General features: G+C 72.1%; 15 protein-coding genes, 1 pseudogene and 1 riboswitch. Of the genes and pseudogenes, 12 read left to right on the forward strand and 4 right to left on the reverse strand.

Annotated elements, in window-relative coordinates; genetic code table 11:
• Nucleotides 1–51: 51 nt before the first annotated feature.
• The 6 genes from T398_RS20210 to T398_RS20235 all read left to right on the forward strand — a co-directional run bounded on the left by T398_RS20210 (nucleotide 52) and on the right by T398_RS20235 (nucleotide 6,022).
• A complete protein-coding gene (locus tag T398_RS20210) occupies nucleotides 52–1,221 on the forward strand; it encodes an acyltransferase domain-containing protein (RefSeq protein WP_496449077.1) in 1,170 nt (389 codons plus the stop codon).
• 40 nt (nucleotides 1,222–1,261) lie between these two features.
• Nucleotides 1,262–2,206: a beta-ketoacyl-ACP synthase III gene (locus T398_RS20215; RefSeq protein WP_496449079.1), complete on the forward strand. Its 945-nt coding sequence runs from the start codon at nucleotides 1,262–1,264 to the stop codon at nucleotides 2,204–2,206.
• Between the two features lie 74 nt (nucleotides 2,207–2,280).
• Nucleotides 2,281–2,520, forward strand: coding sequence for an acyl carrier protein (locus T398_RS20220; RefSeq protein WP_012183711.1), 240 nt, complete (start codon nucleotides 2,281–2,283; stop codon nucleotides 2,518–2,520).
• Nucleotides 2,521–2,522: 2 nt separating this feature from the next.
• Entirely contained in the window at nucleotides 2,523–3,749 is a 1,227-nt protein-coding gene (gene fabF, locus T398_RS20225; RefSeq protein ID WP_496449080.1) for a beta-ketoacyl-ACP synthase II, read from the forward strand.
• 22 nt (nucleotides 3,750–3,771) lie between these two features.
• Nucleotides 3,772–5,196 carry an acyl-CoA carboxylase subunit beta gene (locus T398_RS20230; protein ID WP_496449082.1) on the forward strand — a complete coding sequence of 475 codons (1,425 nt, stop codon included), beginning with the start codon at nucleotides 3,772–3,774 and terminating at the stop codon, nucleotides 5,194–5,196.
• 112 nt (nucleotides 5,197–5,308) lie between these two features.
• The gene (locus T398_RS20235; protein WP_496449084.1) at nucleotides 5,309–6,022 is read left to right on the forward strand and encodes a lipoprotein; all 714 of its coding nucleotides are present in this window, start codon (nucleotides 5,309–5,311) and stop codon (nucleotides 6,020–6,022) included.
• Between the two features lie 24 nt (nucleotides 6,023–6,046).
• On the opposite strand, the gene T398_RS20240 is transcribed toward T398_RS20235, so the two are convergent.
• Both T398_RS20240 and T398_RS20245 read right to left on the reverse strand, forming a co-directional pair.
• A complete protein-coding gene (locus T398_RS20240; protein WP_496449086.1) occupies nucleotides 6,047–7,783 on the reverse strand; it encodes a glycoside hydrolase family 3 protein in 1,737 nt (578 codons plus the stop codon).
• Nucleotides 7,784–7,880: 97 nt separating this feature from the next.
• Nucleotides 7,881–8,372 carry a DUF3145 domain-containing protein gene (locus T398_RS20245; RefSeq protein WP_496449088.1) on the reverse strand — a complete coding sequence of 164 codons (492 nt, stop codon included), beginning with the start codon at nucleotides 8,370–8,372 and terminating at the stop codon, nucleotides 7,881–7,883.
• A 311-nt stretch (nucleotides 8,373–8,683) separates the two neighbouring features.
• Between T398_RS20245 and T398_RS20250 the strand changes: the two genes are divergently transcribed.
• The 5 genes and pseudogenes from T398_RS20250 (at nucleotide 8,684) to T398_RS20270 (ending at nucleotide 13,996) form a co-directional block, all read left to right on the forward strand.
• Entirely contained in the window at nucleotides 8,684–9,013 is a 330-nt protein-coding gene (locus T398_RS20250) for a hypothetical protein (RefSeq protein ID WP_496449089.1), read from the forward strand.
• Between the two features lie 138 nt (nucleotides 9,014–9,151).
• A pseudogene (locus tag T398_RS20255) lies at nucleotides 9,152–9,265 on the forward strand (alpha/beta fold hydrolase); the annotation flags it as partial.
• 224 nt (nucleotides 9,266–9,489) lie between these two features.
• Nucleotides 9,490–11,607, forward strand: a complete 2,118-nt coding sequence (locus T398_RS20260; RefSeq protein WP_496449091.1) for a HelD family protein — start codon at nucleotides 9,490–9,492, stop codon at nucleotides 11,605–11,607.
• A gap of 182 nt (nucleotides 11,608–11,789) precedes the next feature.
• Nucleotides 11,790–12,704, forward strand: coding sequence for a cation diffusion facilitator family transporter (locus T398_RS20265; RefSeq protein WP_496449093.1), 915 nt, complete (start codon nucleotides 11,790–11,792; stop codon nucleotides 12,702–12,704).
• A gap of 89 nt (nucleotides 12,705–12,793) precedes the next feature.
• Nucleotides 12,794–12,925, forward strand: a riboswitch (cyclic di-AMP (ydaO/yuaA leader).
• 15 nt (nucleotides 12,926–12,940) lie between these two features.
• Nucleotides 12,941–13,996: a coiled-coil domain-containing protein gene (locus T398_RS20270; RefSeq protein ID WP_496449138.1), complete on the forward strand. Its 1,056-nt coding sequence runs from the start codon at nucleotides 12,941–12,943 to the stop codon at nucleotides 13,994–13,996.
• A 73-nt stretch (nucleotides 13,997–14,069) separates the two neighbouring features.
• Here T398_RS20270 and T398_RS20275 read toward each other — a convergent pair whose 3' ends face one another.
• Complete coding sequence (locus tag T398_RS20275) at nucleotides 14,070–14,432, reverse strand: STAS domain-containing protein (protein WP_026323026.1); 363 nt, start codon at nucleotides 14,430–14,432, stop codon at nucleotides 14,070–14,072.
• 539 nt (nucleotides 14,433–14,971) lie between these two features.
• On the opposite strand from T398_RS20275, the gene T398_RS20280 reads away from it, so the two are divergent.
• Entirely contained in the window at nucleotides 14,972–15,520 is a 549-nt protein-coding gene (locus T398_RS20280; RefSeq protein WP_496449096.1) for a DsbA family protein, read from the forward strand.
• Between the two features lie 39 nt (nucleotides 15,521–15,559).
• On the opposite strand, the gene T398_RS20285 is transcribed toward T398_RS20280, so the two are convergent.
• Nucleotides 15,560–18,364 (reverse strand): winged helix-turn-helix domain-containing protein, encoded by a 2,805-nt coding sequence (locus tag T398_RS20285; RefSeq protein WP_496449098.1) that lies wholly within the window; start codon nucleotides 18,362–18,364, stop codon nucleotides 15,560–15,562.
• Nucleotides 18,365–18,508 lie beyond the last annotated feature (144 nt).

Genomic DNA, 18,508 nt, shown 5'->3' on the forward strand with positions numbered 1-18,508 from the left:
TGGTGCAAGACCGCACAGCGCTACCCGCGCGGATCCGGGAGAGTCGTACCCGTGCTCGCCGTACTCTCCCCCGGCCAGGGTTCACAGAAACCCGGCTTCCTGACCCCTTGGCTCGACCTTCCCGGCGCCGAGGCGCGGTTGCGCTGGTGGTCCGCGCTCGCCGGGGTCGACCTGGTGCACCTCGGCACGGCCGCGGACGCTGACGAGATCAAGGACACCGCCCGCACCCAGCCCCTGCTCGTCGCGGCGGCGCTACTCGCCGCCGAGCAGCTGCCGATGCACGATGTCACGCTCACCGCCGGCCACAGCGTCGGCGAGCTGGGCGCGACCTCGCTCGCCGGAGTGCTCACCCCGGAGGCCGCGGTCACGCTGGCCGCCGTCCGGGGGCGCGAGATGGCAGCGGCCTGCGCGCTGGAACCGACCGGGATGGCCGCGCTGCTCGGCGGCGACCCCGACGAGGTGCTCGCCGCCGTCGAGAAGCACGGGCTACACCCGGCCAACCGCAACGGCGCCGGCCAGGTCGTGGCCGCCGGCTCCCTTGGTGGGCTGGAGAAGCTCGCCGCTGAGCCCCCCGCCCGCGCCCGGGTCCGCCAGCTACAGGTGGCCGGCGCCTTCCACACGCCGTACATGGCCCCGGCCGAGGCCGCCCTCGCCGCCGTGGCTGCCGGCGTCACCCCCACCGATCCGACTCATATCCTGCTGTCAAACCTCGACGGCGCCGCGGTGAACCATGGCCGGGAGATGGTGCAGCGGCTGATCCGCCAGGTCACCGCCCCGGTCCGTTGGGACCTGTGCCTACGCACCCTCGCCGACCTCGGTGTGACCGGGGTGATTGAACTACCCCCGGCCGGCACCCTCGCCGGCCTGGTCAAGCGGGAGCTGAAAGGCGAGGCCGCCCCGGAGATCGTCACCCTCAACACCCCGGACGACCTGCCCGCCGCGCGAGACCTGATCGCCCGGCACAGCGGCCCCGCTGGCCACGAGCCGATCATCCAGTTCCGGGTCGTGGTCTCCCCCGCCGCCGGCACCTTCGTCCCCGCTGACGAGCTGGCCGAAGGCGTTGACCTGCGCGCCGGTCAGGTCATTGGCCACATCGCCACCCGGCAGGGCCCGGTCGAGGTCCCCGCCCACGACAGCGGCCTGCTCACCGAATGGCTCGCCCACCACGACGATCCGGTGGCGCCGGGCCAGCCGCTGGCCCGGATCGGTGGCCACACATGACATCGCGGTACCCATGGCCGTATAGGGAAGGACAGCCTTGATGACGGGCAGCCGGATCGTTGCGCTCGGCCACTACCAGCCGTCCCGGGTGGTGACCAACCACGAGATCGCCCAGCTGGTGGAGACCAGCGACGAGTGGATCCGCGACCGGGTCGGCATCGTCAGCCGCCGAGTCGCCGACGGCGATACGGTCACCGACATGGCCGTCGCCGCCGCTGGCAAGGCGCTGGCCGGCTCCGGCCTGACCACCGCCGACATCGACCTCGTCGTGGTGGCCACCTGCACCTCGGTCGACCGCAGCCCGAACGTCGCCTCCCGGGTCGCGGCCCGGCTCGGCATCACCGCCCCCGCCGCGTTCGACCTCAACACCGCCTGCTCCGGCTTCGCGTACGCCCTCGGCACGGTCGACCACGCTGTCCGGGCCGGCGCAGCGCGGAACGCCATCGTCATCGGCGCGGAGAAGCTCTCCGACTTCACCGACTGGACGGACCGTTCGACCTGCATCATCTTCGGCGACGGGGCGGGGGCCGCGGTGGTCGCCGCCACCGGGACGGATGAGCCGACCGGCATCGGCCCGGTGGTGTGGGGTTCGGTGCCGGAGCGCGGCGACGCGGTCCGGATCGAGGGGTGGCGCCCGTACGTGCGGCAGGAGGGACAGACCGTCTTCCGCTGGGCCACCACCGCGCTGGCACCGCTCGCACTCCAGGCGTGTGAGCGGGCCGGGGTCGCCCCGTCCGAGCTGGCGGCGTTCGTGCCGCACCAGGCCAACACCCGCATCATCGACGGCATCGTCAAGCGCCTCGACATCCCTCAGGCGATCGTCGCCAAGGACCTGGTCGAATCCGGCAACACCTCGGCGGCGAGCATTCCCCTGGCCCTGTCGAAGCTGGTGGAACGGCGCGAGGTGCCCTCCGGTGCACCGGTGCTGCTGTTCGGCTTCGGCGGTGGCCTGACCTACGCCGGTCAGGTCATCCGCTGCCCCTGAAACCCGGTGCGCCTCGGCACACCGCCCTTCGCCACCGCGGCGAAGCAACCCCCCGATGAGAGGAACCAACAACAATGACCCGTGACGAGATCACCACCGGCCTCGCCGAGATCCTCGAAGAGGTTGCCGGGGTGACCCCGGACGACGTGGCCGAGGGGAAATCCTTCACCGACGACCTGGATGTCGACTCGCTGTCGATGGTGGAGGTCGTGGTGGCCGCCGAGGAGAAGTTCGGCGTCAAGATCCCGGACAACGAGGTGCAGAACCTGAAGACGGTCGGGGACGCTGTCAGCTACATCGAGGCGCAGTCCTGATCATGACCCACCCTGACGTCGTCGTCACCGGTCTCGGCGCGACCACCCCGCTGGGCGGGGACGTCGCGTCAACCTGGGACGCCATGCTCAATGGCCAGTCCGGGGTGAGCGCGCTCACCCCGGACTGGGCCGAACGGCTACCGGTCCGGATCGCAGCCCAACTCGCGGTCGACCCGGCTGAGCTGCTGGACCGGATCAAGTTACGCCGACTGGACCGCTCCGAGGCGATCGCGATCATCGCCGCGAACCAGGCTTGGGCTGATGCCGGCCTCGCCGACTCCGGGCTGGACCCGGAGCGGCTCGGCGTCAGCGTCGGCTCGGGCATCGGCGGCGCACTGACCCTGCTCAACCAGGACGACATCCTCGAGGCCTCCGGCCCGCGGCGGGTCTCCCCGCACACCATTCCGATGCTGATGCCGAATGGCCCCGCCGCCTGGATCGGGCTGGAGCTGCAGGCCCGCGCGGGTGTGCACTCGGTGGCCAGCGCCTGCGCCACCGGCGCGGAGGCGATCACCCTCGGCATGGACATGATCCGTGCCGGGCGCGCCGATGTGGTGGTGGCCGGCGGCACCGAGGCGGTCATCCACCCGCTGCCGATCGCCGGCTTCTCCTCGATGCGGGCGATGTCCACCCGCAACGACGAGCCGGAGAAGGCCTCTCGCCCCTGGGACAAGGCCCGCGACGGCTTCGTACTCGGCGAAGGCGCCGGAGTGCTGGTGCTGGAACGCGCCGACCACGCCGCAGCCCGCGGTGCCCACGTGTACGCCCGGCTCGCTGGCGCCGGAATGACCTCCGACGGTTACGACATCGTTCAGCCGCACCCGGAGGGCGCCGGCGCGATCCGGGCCATCACGAAGGCGCTCGCCGACGCGGACATCGCTCGGGGCGACATCGTGCACGTCAATGCCCACGCCACCTCGACCCCGGTGGGCGACCTGGCCGAAATCAAGGCACTGCACCAGGCGCTGGGCGACCACCCCGTCCTGACGGCGACGAAGTCGATGTCCGGACACCTGCTCGGCGCGGCCGGTGCGCTGGAGTCGATCGCGACGATCCTGGCGATCCGGGATGGTGTGGTACCGCCCACGATCAACCTGGATGACCCGGACGACGGTCTCGACCTGGATGTGGCCGCCAACAAGGCGCGCCACCTGGAGATCCCCGCTGCGCTGAACAACTCCTTCGGCTTCGGCGGGCACAACGTGGCTCTCGTCTTCACGCGGGCCTGAGACCACAGCCTTGGAGGCTCACGTGACCACCACTGTTGCCGGCCCCGAAACCTCTACCGTGGACTATCGGGATCCGGAGCTGCGGCTCCGGTCCCTGTTCGACGCGGGCACGCTCCGCCTACTCGCCCCACCCGACAGCTCCGGTGTGCTCTGTGCCCGCGGCGAGATCGAGGGCACACCGGCCATCGCGTACGCCACCGACGCCACGAAGATGGGCGGCGCGATGGGCCTTGACGGCTGCCGCCACATCGTTGACGCGATTGACACCGCCGTCCGGGAGCGGGTGCCCGTACTCGGGCTCTGGCACTCCGGTGGAGCCCGACTCGCCGAGGGCGTGGTCGCGCTCGACGCGGTCGGTCAGGTCTTCGCCGCCATGGTCCGCGCCTCCGGCCGGGTACCACAGATCTCCGTCGTGCTCGGTCCCGCCGCGGGGGGCGCCGCCTACGGGCCGGCGCTCACCGACATCGTGGTGATGAGCGGTGCCGGCCGGATCTTCGTGACCGGCCCGGAGGTCGTCCGCAGCGTCACCGGCGAGCAGGTCGACATGGCCCGGCTCGGTGGCCCCGAACCGCACGGCCGGCGCTCCGGCGTCGTCCACGTGACGTGCCGGGACGACGAGGAGGCACTGGCACAGTCGCGCCGGCTCGCGGCCCTCCTCGGCCACCAGGGCCGACTCTGCCCAGACGATGTGCCGGCCACCGCCGAGGACGGGCACGACCTGGCCGCGAAGATGCCGGCCGAGACCAACCGGGCGTACGACGTCAAGCCGGTGGTCAAGGCGCTGCTCGACGCGCCCGGTGTCGAGCTGCACGCCAAGTGGGCCCCGAACATCGTCACCACCCTGGGGCGGTTCGCCGGCCGGACGGTCGGCGTGATCGCCAACAACCCGCTGCGGCTCGGCGGCTGCCTCGACGCCTCCAGCGCCGAGAAGGCGGCCCGCTTCGTACGGATGTGCGACTCGCTCGGCGTACCGCTGATCGTGCTCGTTGACGTCCCCGGCTACCTGCCCGGGCTGGGCCAGGAGTGGGACGGCGTGGTCCGACGCGGGGCGAAGCTGCTGCACGCCTTCGCCGAGGCGGTCGTGCCGCGGGTGACGCTGGTGACCCGCAAGGCGTACGGCGGCGCGTACATCGCGATGAACTCCCGTTCCCTCGGCGCGACCGCGGTCTTCGCCTGGCCGAACGCGGAGGTCGCGGTGATGGGTGCCAGCGCGGCGGTGAACATCCTGCACCGCAAGAAGCTGGCCGCCACGCCGCCGGAGGAGCGTGAGACGCTGCGCGCCGAGCTGATCGAGGAGCAGATCCGGGTCGCGGGTGGCGTGAACCGGGCGTTGGAGATCGGTGTGGTCGACAACGTCATCAAGCCCGCCGAGACCCGCCGACAGATCGCTGAGGCTCTCGCGGCGGCACCGGCCGGTCGCGGCGCACACGGCAACATCCCGCTCTAGCGGATATCGGATAGCCCCCGGGCACCGCCGACCGCGGTGTCCGGGGGCTGCGGTATATATATCCCGGTGAGTGGCCGGCGGGTTACCGTGTCGGTCCAATTCGATCCCAGGGATGTGTACTGTGCTGCGTCATCGTCTACCAGTCACGCTGGCCGTTCTCGCCCTCCTGGTTCCGGCCGGCTGCGGCGCGGAGGAGGAGCCGGCCGACCCCGGCTCGTCGGCCGACCCCGGCTCGTCGGCCGACCCCGGCTCGTCGGCCGAAAACACCGCCGTCGGCGAGCCCTGGTACGACGAGATCATCCCGGCCGATGCCGACGGTGCCGCCGGTGGCGCGGACGGGCCGTGCCCGCTGCCGGTTACCTTCCCGGTCGCCGAGGGCTGGCAGGCCGAGACCGTCGAGTTGGACCCGACGACCGCCGAGGATCCGGAGTTGGCCGCCGGGATGGCGGCGAGAATGACGTTGCGCGGCGGCGCCACCGTACGGTGCGAGGTGGGCCGCGGCCCAGGTGGCGGCTTCCTCCGGGTCTGGACCACCGAGCAGGGTGTCCCGCCCCGGGCGGCCCTGGACGCCTTCCTCGCCGACACGTCGCTCGAGCAGGCCACCGAGGCGCAGTTCCGGGACCTGACCGTCGATGACCTCACCGGTGTGGAGGCGACCTGGGTCAGCCAAAACTCGCTTGACGAGGAGAACCGCGGCTGGGGAGCGGCCGTTTCGGCGAACGGGCAAGCCCTGCTGTTCGTGACCAACGAGAGCGTGTTCACCGACCATTCCGACATGTTGCCGGTGTATCGCCTGGCGGTACAGGGGGTCCGTACGGCGGGCTGACCGGGCCCCGGCCGACCGGGTAACTCAGCTGCCGCAGGTCGTGGCGGGCAGGCCGGATACCGGCACCGGTGCACGGCCGGCCGGGATGGCCTCGCCGGCCAGCACCTCGGCCAGCCCGGTCATCGACGCCGGGCTCGACGAGTAGGTCGCCAGCAACGCCGGGGAGTCCGCCTCGGCCAACAGGTACGGGGTGTCCATGGCGACGGTCACAGCGGCGTCGGCGCTCAGATCGTCGGCGCTGTCGCCGTAGCCGACCAGGTGGACCACGGCACCGCCGGTGTCGGTTACCGACACCCCGGCCGCGGTCAACTTCTCGATCAGCATCGCCCGGGTGTGCTCCCGGCCGGCGGAGGCGGTCACGGTGACCGGCCCGGAGACCGGGCTGCCACACGGGCCGCGCAGCGCGGTCACCGCGGCGGTGGCGAGTTCGGTGGCCGCCGCCTGGTGGGCCGGCGCGCCGAGGACGTCCAGTTCCGGGGTGGCCGCACCGGCCAGGGTGAACTTCATGGTCAGCACCCGGGTAACCGCCTCCACCAGCCGGGTTCGGGGCAGCGAGCCGTCGCGCAACGCGGCGAGCAGCCCGTCGTACGCCTGGCCGACGTTCGGCGGCATGAGGATCAGGTCGTTGCCGGCGTTCAGCGCCCGGACCGCGGCCTCGCCGGGCGACCAGCGCTTGGCGGGGGCCATGTTCATCCCGTCGGTGATCACCACCCCCGCAAAGCCGAGCTCGCCGCGGAGCACCTCGGTGAGCAGGGTGTGCGAGAACGTCGCCGGGGTGCCCGGATCGACCGCGCTGACGTCGAGGTGCCCGGACATCACGGCGAGGGCGCCGGCCTCGATGCCGGCCGCGAAGGGACGCCATGCCTCCAGCTCAAGCACGGTGCGGGGCTGCGGCAGCACCGGCAATTCCTCGTGGGAGTCGGTGGCGCTGTGCCCGTGGCCGGGAAAGTGTTTCAAGGTGGCCGCGACGCCGGTCGCCTGCAGACCGCTCACCACGGCACTGACCTGCTCGGCCACCACCGACGGGTCAGCGCCGTAGGACCGGGACCCGATCACGGTGCTGGGGGTGACCAGCACGTCGGCGACCGGAGCAAAGTCCACGTTGATGCCCATCGCGGCGAGTTCGGTGCCGGCAGCCCGCCAGGCGGCCTCGGTCAGCTCAGGTTTGCCGGCCGCCCCCGCGGCCAACGCGCTGGGCAGCATGGTGACCCCGTCGGTGATCCGGGTGACCACCCCGTACTCCTGATCGGTGCCGATCAGAAACGGCGCCTCGCCGGTGGCCAGGTCGGCGGCGGCGGACCGCAGCCCGGTGGTCAGCGCCCGAACCTGTTCCGGGTTGTCAACGTTGGTGGTCTCCTGGTTGCCGCTGGTCGGGTCGTCCGCGCTGAAGCCGACGAGGATGAGCCCGCCGAGGCGGTACTTCGCGATCATTTGGGCGGGGGTGTCGACGCCGGCCAGTTCCTGGTTGCCGGCGGCCGAGCCGGCCGGGACCTGATCGGCGGCGGCACCGTAGGCGTACGGCATCAACACCTGGCCGACGAGGTCCTCATCCGCCAGCGTGCTGGCCAGGGCGGCGGCACTGGCCGCCGGATCCGCGACCGGGCCGGTGGGCGACGGGCCGGATGCCGGGCCACTCGTCGCCTCAGTCGGCTGCGCGCGCCCCGGGCCGCCGGTGCAGCCGGCAAGAAGCAGGGCAGTGAGTGCGGCCAGCGCGATGACCGCGACACCGCCACGTCGTGCAGGTATCGACACGCGAGCCATCCCACTCTTTCGACGCCGGTTGGGGCAGGTCGACCCTACCCGCGCCGAATGGCCGCCACCGAAACACGTGGCGACCTCACCTTATAGGGGTTGGACCTCAGCCGACGCGGGTGAGCAGCGTCACCGGGGCCCCGTCACCGGCGTACCGGTAGGGCTCCAACTCGGCGTCCCAGGCCGCCCCGAGGGCCTTCTCCAGGGCGTGGGCGAGGGCCTCGGGCGCCCGGGCAGCCGCCATGATGCTGCGCAATCGGTCCTCACCGAGCTGAATGTCGCCGGCCGCGCCGACGGTTGCCTGGAAGAGCCCGCGGCCGGGGACGTACATGAAGCGTTCCCCATCCGCGCCGGGACCCGGCTCCTCCGTGACCTCGAACCGGATCATGGGCCACTGCCGAAGGGCAGCAGCCAGCTCGGCGCCCGTTCCGGGGCGGCCGGTCCACCCGCACTCCGCCCGGCGGGCGCCGGGGTCAACGGGCTGAGCTGTCCACTGCAGGTTGACCGGCGCCGCAAGGACGCGCGCGATCGCCCACTCGACGTGCGAGCACACGGCGAGCGGGGTCGAGTGGACGTATACGACGCCACGCGTTGGCACGGTGACCTCCCGGGGAGCGGGGTGCGTCTTCCCCTACGACCTCGTCGCGCCAGGTGGCTACCGGGGCACATCATGACTGGTGTGCCGGATGGTGCGCTAGGGATTCGGAGAATTCGGGTCCCGGAATAGCCGGTCGGGTGAGCCCGTTGGACCAGCCCGAGGCGGTGGCCAACCCAGGCCCCCGCTCGTGTACAGTTCCATTGGCGGCCTGTGCCGCGAATTCTCCGCGGGATCACCCACCGGGTGAGGTCCGCACCAGCCCCCGGACGTCTTACCCGCGTCCTCACCGTACGTCTGCAAGGAGTACCTCCGTGGCGAGTAACACCTCGAAGACCGCGCGCGCGTCTGTCCGGGCCGGCCAGGCTGGCCAGGGTGGTGCCCTCAGCGTGCTGGGCGAGTTCAAGTACGTGATCCCGCTCAACGGCGGCCGGAACGCGTACGTACGTAACCTGACCAACGGCAGGACGGCACACCTGCGCACCGACTCCGACGCTTTCGTCGAGGAGATCCGGACGCTGGCCGCCGCGGGGCACGCCGCCAAGATCCGGGCCGAGCTGAGCGTCCTCAACACCACCCACCCGGGTGACGGCTGGGACGCCACCGAGAAGCGCCTCGTCGAGGCCGGCGTCTTCGAGGGCTGACCCTCCCGCCAGCCAGCTGCCCCGCTCGGGGAGCGACGAACGGTGCGGCCCGTCGGGACATCCCGGCGGGCCGCATCGTTCTCCGGGTGCCGCCGGGGTGGCGGATCCGCACGGCCCAGGGAGGCGGCGATGCCGGACGTACGGGTGGTGACCTACGACGCGCGCGGGCACGGGCGATCCAGCTGTCTGCCGCTGCCCACCGCCACCCTGGCCCAGCTCGGCGGCGACCTTCACCTGGTCACCCACGCCGTGGCCCACGCGTCACTCCGCTCGATCGGGTTCCGCGCCTCGATCGGTGCCCAACACCGGCTGGCGACCCTGACCGCCCTGGCCGGGGTGCTGGGCCAGGTTCTCGACGGCCCCGCGCCGGTCGTCCGGTAGGGCCACACCGAACCTGAAACTTGCGGGACACGGCCGGGGCGTACCCTCGTGCGGTTGACCACCGCGCTGGTCGCCGACGCCAGGAGGAACGAACGTTGACCGACCGGACCGAGCTGGAACAGGAGATCGCCGTCGAGCAGCGGCACCTGGACCGGGTGTACGCGCGCCTCGCCGAACTGCGCCAGGCGGCGGTCCGCGCCGAGTCCGACGGCTACCGCCTGGCCCGGGTCGGCAACTTCGGCGCGCTGGTCGAGCGAGACGCGATGGTCTTTCACGCGGCGCAGCGCCGGCACCTGCTCGACGCTGAGCACGAGGGGCTCGTCTTCGGCCGACTCGACCTGCACAACCGGCAGGTGCTGCACGTCGGCCGCCTCGGCATCCGGGACGAGAATGCCAGGACACTGGTGGTGGACTGGCGGGCCCCGGCCGCCGCCGCCTTCTACCGGGCCACCCCGGCACAGCCGCTGGGCGTGATCCGTCGCCGCATGATCTCCTCGAGTAGAGAGCGCGTCACCGGGATCGAGGACGACCTGCTCGACCCGGCCGCCACTCCGCCGGATATGACGACGGTCGGCGATGGTGCCCTGCTGGCCGCCCTGTCCCAGGCAACCGGGCGGGGGATGCGGGACATCGTGGCGACCATCCAGCGGGAGCAGGACGAGGCGATCCGCTCGCCGGGCTCCGGTGTCACCGTGGTCTCCGGCGGCCCGGGGACCGGCAAGACGGCGGTGGCCCTGCACCGCGCGGCGTACCTGCTCTACACCGACCGCAGCCGGTACGCCGGCGGCGGCATTCTGGTGGTCGGGCCGTCGGCCGTGTTCGTCGAGTACATCGGTTCGGTGCTGCCGTCGCTGGGCGAGGAGACCGCCACCCTCGCCGCGCTCGGTGGGCTCTTCCCGGGGGTCCGGGCGACCCGTACCGACCCACCGGAGGTCGCCGCGGTGAAGGGCTCGCTGCGGATGCGGCAGGTCTTGGAGCGGGCCGCCCGGGACGCCGCGCCGGGCACCCCGGACGAGCTGCGGCTGCTCTACCGGGGGGAGCTACTGCGGGTGACTCGTCGCGAGCTGACCGCGATCCGCGATCGGGCGTTGCGGCGGGGCGCGCGGCGCAACGAGGTACGCCGGGTCGGCTTCGACGGCGTCTTCGCCGCGCTCTGGGCGCAGGCCCGGAAGGTGGGCATTCCCGGCCTGCCGCAGCAGCGGGCGTTCGAGGATGAGCTGGCCGACCGGACGGACTTTCGCGAGTTCCTCAAGGCGTGGTGGCCGCGGCTCCACCCGCGGCACGTACTCGGCTGGCTGGCCCAGCCCGAACGGCTGCGCCGCTACGCCGCGGGAGTGCTCTCCGCCGACGAGGTCCGCCTGCTCAACGAGGCGTACCGGGCCGGGGCCGCCCTTGGGTTGACCGTGGCCGACGTCGCGCTACTCGACGAGTTGGACGCCCTGCTGGGCAAGCCGATGAAGCCGGCCCGGCCTCGGCGGGACCCGTTCCAGCTGGCCGGCGGGGTACGCGAGCTCAGCACGTTCAGCGATCGGCAGCGCGCCGCCCGAGCGGCGGCCCGGGAACGCCCCGAGGACTATCGCGAGTACACGCACGTGGTGGTGGACGAGTCCCAGGACGTGTCGCCGATGCAGTGGCGGATGGTCGGCCGCCGGGGGCGGTTGGCCTCGTGGACCGTCGTCGGCGACCCCGCGCAGACGGCGTGGACCGGCGACCCGGCGGAGTTGTCCCGAGCCCGCGACCAGGCCCTCGGCCGGCGTGCGCGGCACCATTTCACCCTGACCACCAACTACCGCAACCCGGCGGAGATCTTCGCGGTGGCGGCGGCCGAGATCCGACGGGTTGATCCGGACCTCCCGCTGCCGACCGCCGTCCGCTCCACCGGGGTTGACCCGGTGCGGCTGAGCGTGCCGCCGGCTGAGTTGGAGACCACCGTGCTGGCGGTGGTCAACACCCTGCTCGCCGAGGTCCCCGGCACGGTCGGCGTGGTCACGCCGGTGCCGCGCCGGGCCGAGGTCGCCGCTTGGCTGGACGGAATCGACGCACCCCGGTTGCAGGTGGTGACGAGCCTGGAGGCCAAGGGCATGGAGTACGACGGCGTCGTCCTGGTCGCCCCGGGCGAGATCCGGGCGGAGCCGGGGTCGGGCGTACGGACGTTGTACGTCGCGTTGTCCCGCGCCACCCAACGGCTCACCACGGTTGACCTGTCCGGTTGAGCGGGGCCCGACCGGTTCGCGCCGCCCGGGGTGTCACCTTCCGGGGTGGGGGGGCGCCGGGGTGTCACCGCTGGTCGCGGTTTCGCGGCACGGCTCAGGGCGATTTCCCGCAGATAGCTATACACATGGCAATGTGAACATAGGTTGGGCGCAGGACCGGACAGCCGACGGAAGGTGTCCGAGTGGGTTCAGCACATGACCACCACGGGGCGGTGGCCAACGCGGGGCAACGGCACCGGGGGCGCCTCTGGGCCGCCTTCGCCCTGCTCGCCGCCCTGATGGTGACGGAAGCGGTGACCGCCGTCCGCACCGGATCTCTGGCCCTGCTCAGCGACGCCGGGCACATGTTCACCGATGTCCTCGGCATCGGCATGGCCCTCGCCGCGCTGACCGCCACCCGGCGCCGCACCAGTGACCCGCAGCGAACCTTTGGGCTCTACCGGCTGGAGGTGCTGGCCGCCCTCGCCAACGCCGTACTCCTCTCCGCCGTCTCGATCTATGTGCTGGTGGAGGCCGTCCGCCGGTTCGGTGATCCGCCCGAGGTGAGCACCGGGCCCATGCTGGTTGTGGCCATCCTGGGTCTGCTCGCCAACATCGTCGCCTTCGCGCTGCTACGCCCGGGGGCACAGGAGAGCATCAACATCCAGGGTGCCTACCTCGAGGTGCTGGGCGACCTGCTCGGCAGCCTCGGCGTGATCGCGGCGGCACTGGTCATCGCCGGCACCGGCTGGTGGTGGGCCGACCCGCTCGTCGCGGTGGCGATCGGGCTGTTCATCCTGCCGCGGACCTGGCGGCTCGGCCGGGCGGCCCTACGCATCCTGGTGCAGGCCGCGCCGGAACACCTGAAAGTCACCGCGGTGCACGACCGACTGGTCGCCGTATCCGGGGTGAGCGACGTGCACGACCTGCACATCTGGACCCTCACCTCCGGGATGGAGGTAGTCTCCGCGCACCTCACCATCGCCCCCGCCGCCGACCTTGGCACGGTCCTCGAAGCCGCCCGGTCCGCGCTGAAGGAGGACTTCCGAATCGAGCACGCGACAATACAGGTCGAGCCGGCGCCAACCAGTGGGGACTGCGGTTCCGTCGGGTGGTAGTAGTCCCTGACCAACTGCCGAGTACGCCCGGCTCAGGAGCACCGGTTAGGCTCTGGGCCGGCCTCGCCAGGCGGCACCCACCGGTGCCGGCGGGGCCGCCGCCTAATCACCCGCCAGGGTGAGCCGGGGAACCAGGTACCTGGGGTGCATCCGCGTCAGCGGTAGGGATCTTCCGTCCCGAACCCGTCAGCTAACCCGGTCGGTGGTCGACGGAAGGACATCTGCATATGCCAGCAGTGGCACCCGTACGACGCCGCGCCGCCCGGGTGGCGGCACTGATCGTCGTGGCGTTCACCCTCAGCGTCGGCCTTGCCCCGGTCGGCCCTGCAGCAGCCGCTCCCCCTGCTCGACAGATCGCGGTGAACGACGATCCGGAGGGCGGGACCCCTGCCCTCCGTGCCGAGCTCGAGGCAGCCAGCAAGGGGTACCTGGACGCCAAACAGGCCCTGACCGAGTCGGTGCAGCGGCAGCAGCAGCTCACCGCCAAGCTCAAGACCGCCAAGACCGAGCAGGCCGAGCGCACCGAGCTGGTTGAGCAGATCGCCGACCAGGCATATCGGACCGGTCCACTGCGCACGGCGTCGGTGCTGCTTGACAACACCTCAACGGCGAACTTCCTGGACCGCGTCGCGACGCTGGAGGCGATGGCCGCCAACGAGAACCGTGCTCTACACGAGTTGCAGCAGACCCAGGAACAGATCGCGCAGGACACCCGCGCGGGCGAAGCGGAGATCATCGAACAGCGCAAGCAAGAGGCCCTGATGGCCAAGCGCAAGCAGCAGGCGGAGCAGGCGCTGGCGGTCGCCAACGAGCAGGCCAGCGCCGCAGCCGCCGCCACCAACACCACCCAGAACTCGACCCAGGCAGCCCCGGCCCCGCGCAACCCGGACGGCTCCTGGCCGGCCGAAACCTGCAGCGTCAATGACCCCACGCCGGCGGATGGTTGCATTACCCCGCGAACGCTGCATGCGCTGAACGAGGCCAAGGCGGCCGGCTTCACCCGCTATGTGTCCTGCTATCGCCCCGGCAGCTCCGGCGAGCACCCAAAGGGCCGGGCCTGCGACTTCGCCGCTCAGCAGGACGGCTTCGGCGGAGATGCCACCGGCGACGACCGAACATACGGCAACAACCTGGCGGCGTTCCTGGTGGGCAACGCCGACCAACTCGCGGTGCTGTACGTGATCTGGTATCGGCAGATCTGGCTGCCCAGCAGTGGGTGGAAGTCGTACAGCGGGGCCGCCGGCGATCCCTCCAGCGACCACACAAACCACGTGCACCTGTCGGTCTACTAACCCGGGTGCGTGGGCCGGGAGCCGTCCGCGGACGAACAGCTCCCGGCCCGCGCACCGCCGGAGCACGAGCTGGTCAGCCCCCCGGCAGGACCTCCGGGGCCGTCGCCTGAGCAAAGTAGGGCTCGGGGGCGCCGAAGAGGCCGAGTAGGCCAGCGACCCAGAGCTGCCGGTGTACGAATCGGCTCGGCTCGGTCACCACCAGCCGCACACCGCTCACCTCGGCGGTCTGGAAGCCGGCAACCATCGCGCTGATGCCGACAGAGTCGATGAAGGTCACCAACCGCATGTTCAACTCGATGCGGCGAGGATGGCTCTTGGCCAGGGCCTCAGCGACCGCCTCACGCACCTCGTATGCGGTATCGACATCAATCTCACCGCGTGGTGAGATCTCCACGACGCTCCCGGGTAGGACCGACTTTACGATCGACAGGCTCACGCGAGCACCTCCACTCGCCCGTCAACAGGCGCCTCATCAGTACGCAGGCCGCGACCGAGAGTATTCCTCCCACACACTCGGTCGCCACCCCCTGGGATGAGTAGTTCTTGTGGTTCGAATGCCAGGTCAGCCTTATCCGAATATTTCACCCTTCGGTTACGGGACTGTCTTTACGGGAACAACCCCCAACGCGAACAGCCCTCATCCGAACAGTTCTCCACCTGAACAGCTATCCACCTGAACAGTTCTCCACCCAAACAGTCAAGGGCCAAAGTACCCGAGACCCGAAACAGTCACGGCCCAATGTAGCGGCCCGATGCGACGAAAGGCGGAGACCCCAGGCCACCCGGCGTGGTCGCCCAGCACGCGCTCAGCCGGCACCCCGGCCCCACAACCGCCTCGTCGCGTCGGCGCCCGGGGTCGGGAACCATCCGGGCCGGGTGAGCCCTCCTCACCCCGCTGCCGGCGACAGTGGTAGGCATGACCGATCCGAACGTGCCGGCCCAGTCGGCATGCGGCAACCGTTTGGTGGTGCGGTGATGACGACCCCACACCAGGTCACCCCACTCCTCCGAACCCCGGTGACGGAGAGCGACCATATCCGGGGACCGGTGGACGCGCCGGTGACCCTCGTCGAGTACGCGGACTTCCAGTGCCAGTTCTGCGGGGTGGCCTACGCCAACCTCGCCGAACTGCTCCGGCAACGGGCCGACACGGTCCGGCTGGTCTACCGACACTTCCCGATCTCCAACGTGCACCCGTACGCGGACAACGCCGCCCATGCCACCGAGGCGGCCGGCGTCCGAGGCCGGTTCTGGGAGATGCACGACTGGTTGTACGAACACCAGGACCAGCTCGACCCGGTGCATCTCTCGCTCGGCGTCGGACAACTCGGCCTCTCCGCCGCCGAAATCGACGCCGAAACCGATCAGCAGGCCCACGGCGACCGAGTCCGGCGCGACTTCGTCGGCGGCATCCGCAGCGGCGTGCAGGCCACCCCGACCCTGTTCGTCAACGGTGCCCGACACAACGGTGGATACGACCTCGCCGACCTGCTGGCGGCGGTCGACGGCGCCGACCGGGGATGACCGGCGCCGTGGCGGTGTTGGTCGCCGCCGCCGTTCAGATCAGATCAGCCGCAGTTCCCGGGCCCGACGGACGGCCTCCCGGCGGCGGGTGGCGTCGAGCTTGCGATAGATGTTGCGGACATGGGTTTTGACCGTGTTGATCGACAACGACAGCTCGGCCGCGATCTCCACGTTGGAAAGGATGCTCTGCAGGTAGCGGAGGATGGTCACTTCACGCTCGGTCAGTGGCTCGGCCAGCGCGGCCCTGGCCGGCCCGGCCCGTTCGTCCGGATCCTCCGCCCCGCGGACCAGGTCGCTCACCACCGACCAATGCGCCGTTCCGGTATCCAGATGCGCTGCCAGCAGGTCGCGGATCTCCGGATCGGCGCGGGTGAACGGCCGCCGGACCCCCTCCGCTCCGGCCAGGTCGAGGGCGGCCTCCAGGGTCCGGTGCGCCCGTCGGCCATCGCCCACCTGCTCGGCCAGCACCACGTGCAGCACCGCGGCCTCCACCCGCACCGGTAGCGGCCAGTCCGCCGCCTCGGGCGCCTGCCAGTCGGGCAGGACCGCCTCGGCCGTCCGGACATCACCGGCCCGGAGCTCCACCCGAGCGAGGCCCACCGCGAGTTCGGGGCCCGCCCCAACCAGCAGCTCGCGGGCGACGTCCAGGTCACCCCGAGCCACATGCAGGTCGGCCTCGGCCGCCCGCAGCCACCGCTCCAGCTCCCCCCGCGGACCGCCCAACTGCTCCCGCGGACCACCCAGCCGCTCCCGGGCCGAGACGAGCAGCCGGTACCCACCTGTGCGGTCACCGGAGTCCCGCAACAGGTGGGACCAGCACCACGCCACCACCGCCCCGGCGGCGGGCTCCCCGGTCGCCGGCTCCGCCAACGCCAGGTTCGCCGCCGCCTCCTCGGGCTGGTCCCGCAGCAGCGCCACCACCGCCAGCGCCAGGTACGCGTACCCGCGGTCGGTCCGGCAGGACCACCCCTGGCCGGGCGGAAGGGCGAGCGCGGAATGGGCCCCGGTCTCCGCCTGCCGCAGGTCACCGCGGACCGCGCGCAACAGCGCTACCCGGCTGGCACCGGCCAGCTCGGTTCGTACCCATCCGGCGGCCCGGGCGGCCCGGGACGCCGCCGCCAGTTGTCGCTCCGCGTTGGCCAACTCACCGACCGCGACCTCGACCAGGCCGAGCGCGGTGCCCGCCACCGCCCACCCGTCGGCGTCCTCGACGGTGCTCTCGCGCGGTTCGGCGGTGGCCGGCATACGGTCCTGCCCCCCGGATGCCCCGGTCGCCGAATGGGTGGCGAGTAACCGGGCGGCGGCGGCGCGTACCGCCGGAATGTCGTCGGACCAGCGGACCACCGCGAGCTCCACCGCGGCGACCAACCGGGCAAAGCGTTCCCGGCGGGGCGCCGGCAGTTCACTCACCACCCCGGCGGACCGCAGATACCCCTCGGCGGCCGGCAGGTCCCCCGCGTACGCCCGTTCCGCCGCGCATGCCACGGCCAGCTCCGGGTCCCGCGCCAGGGTCTCGGCAGGTGGTGGTGGTGGCGCGGGCGAACACTCCCGGTCGTACGGCGCCAGCTCCGGCCAGGTCGTGCGGAACAGCTCGGTGGCCCCGGACCAGTCGCCGCCCTGGAGCGCGTGCCGTAGGCCGTCGGCGGGCCGCCCGTTGTCGGCATACCAGCCAGCGGCCCGCCGGTGCAGCTCCCGCGCCTCAACGGCGGGCCACCGGGCCAGCTCGTCGCGGAGCAGATCGGCCAGGAGCGGATGACAGCGGTACCAGGGGGGTCGGCCGTCGTCGTGCCGCAGTACGCCGCCGACGCCGGCCAGCCCGGCCAGCCTCGCGGCGTTGTCCGGGCGGCCGGTCACCGCGTCGGCGAGGCCGGCGCAGGCGGCGTCCGCCACCGCCGTGCTTCGCAGCAGCTCCCGGTCGTCCGGATCCAGCCCGCCAAGGACCTCCTCCCGCAGGTAGCCGGCGATGTCCGGCTGGTCACTGCCGAGCCGCCCCACCCACCGGGCCGGGTCCGGCTGCCCGGGCAAGGCGAGCGCGGCGAACCGGAGCACCGCCGGCCACCCACCGGTGCGCTCGCGCAGCCGCCGGACCCCCTCCGCCGGAAGGGCCGTCCCATGTGCGGTCAGTAGGTCGGCGACCTCGTCGCCGGTGAAGGCCAGGTCGTCTGGACCGAGCTCGCTCAGCTCGCCGGCCAGCCGCCACCGGTGGACCGCCAACGGCACCCCGGCACGAGCCCCGGCCACCAGACGCAGCCGCTGCTCACAGTGGCGGAGCAGGAACTCCAATCCGGCGACCGCCGCCGGGTCGGTGATCCGGTGCAGATCGTCCAGGACCAGCAGCACCGGCCGTTCCCGGGCAGCAAGTGCCGCGGCCAGCACCTCCAGCTGGTCCAGTCGCGGCGGACCGGCCAACGCCGTCGACCGCGGCGGGTCGGGCCGCAGCGCCGCCGCCAGGTACGACCAGAGGCGTTCGCCGTCGTCACCGGCCTCCACCGAGACCCAGCCCAGGTCCGGCCGGGACCGGCCGGACCCCGATTCCGACGGGCCCGGCGCACGCGCCCCGACCTCCGTCGGCGACCCGACACGATCCCCGGTGGCGGCGCCGGTCACCGGACCGCCCCGCACCGGGTCGCCGCCGGTGGCGGCCTGATACCAGGAGGTGAGCAACGTCGTCTTGCCCCAGCCCGCCGGCGCGGCGACAAGCGTCACCGGTCCGGCGGTGCCCTCGTCAAGCTGCCGTAGCAGCCGGGGCCGCAGGACCACCGGTCCGGGTAGTGGACCCGGGGTCAGTCGGGAGGCCAGTAGCGGCGCACCGGCCCCCGTGGTCTGCCGTCGCTCCGCCGGCATCGGCCCACCCCCATCGGACACGTTCTCCCCAGGTCCGCGGTTACCCGGCCGGTGCCGGTTCACCCCTTCCGGGGGAACCCGGTTCACCCAGGCTGAGCCGACGCTGGGAAGAGTGGCGTCCGGCGGGAAGCCGGAAACCCGGGC

The sequence above is a fragment of the Salinispora goodfellowii genome (genome assembly GCF_059570675.1).

Bases quoted from the DNA above. Each gene is read 5' to 3' on its own strand.
- T398_RS20215 (WP_496449079.1), top strand. From the start codon at position 1,262: ATGACGGGCAGCCGGATCGTTGCGCTCGGCCACTACCAGCCGTCCCGG.
- T398_RS20220 (WP_012183711.1), top strand. From the start codon at position 2,281: ATGACCCGTGACGAGATCACCACCGGCCTCGCCGAGATCCTCGAAGAG.
- T398_RS20280 (WP_496449096.1), top strand. From the start codon at position 14,972: ATGACGACCCCACACCAGGTCACCCCACTCCTCCGAACCCCGGTGACG.
- T398_RS20240 (WP_496449086.1), bottom strand. From the start codon at position 7,783: ATGGCTCGCGTGTCGATACCTGCACGACGTGGCGGTGTCGCGGTCATC.
- T398_RS20285 (WP_496449098.1), bottom strand. From the start codon at position 18,364: ATGCCGGCGGAGCGACGGCAGACCACGGGGGCCGGTGCGCCGCTACTG.
- fabF (WP_496449080.1), top strand. From the start codon at position 2,523: ATGACCCACCCTGACGTCGTCGTCACCGGTCTCGGCGCGACCACCCCG.
- T398_RS20235 (WP_496449084.1), top strand. From the start codon at position 5,309: ATGTGTACTGTGCTGCGTCATCGTCTACCAGTCACGCTGGCCGTTCTC.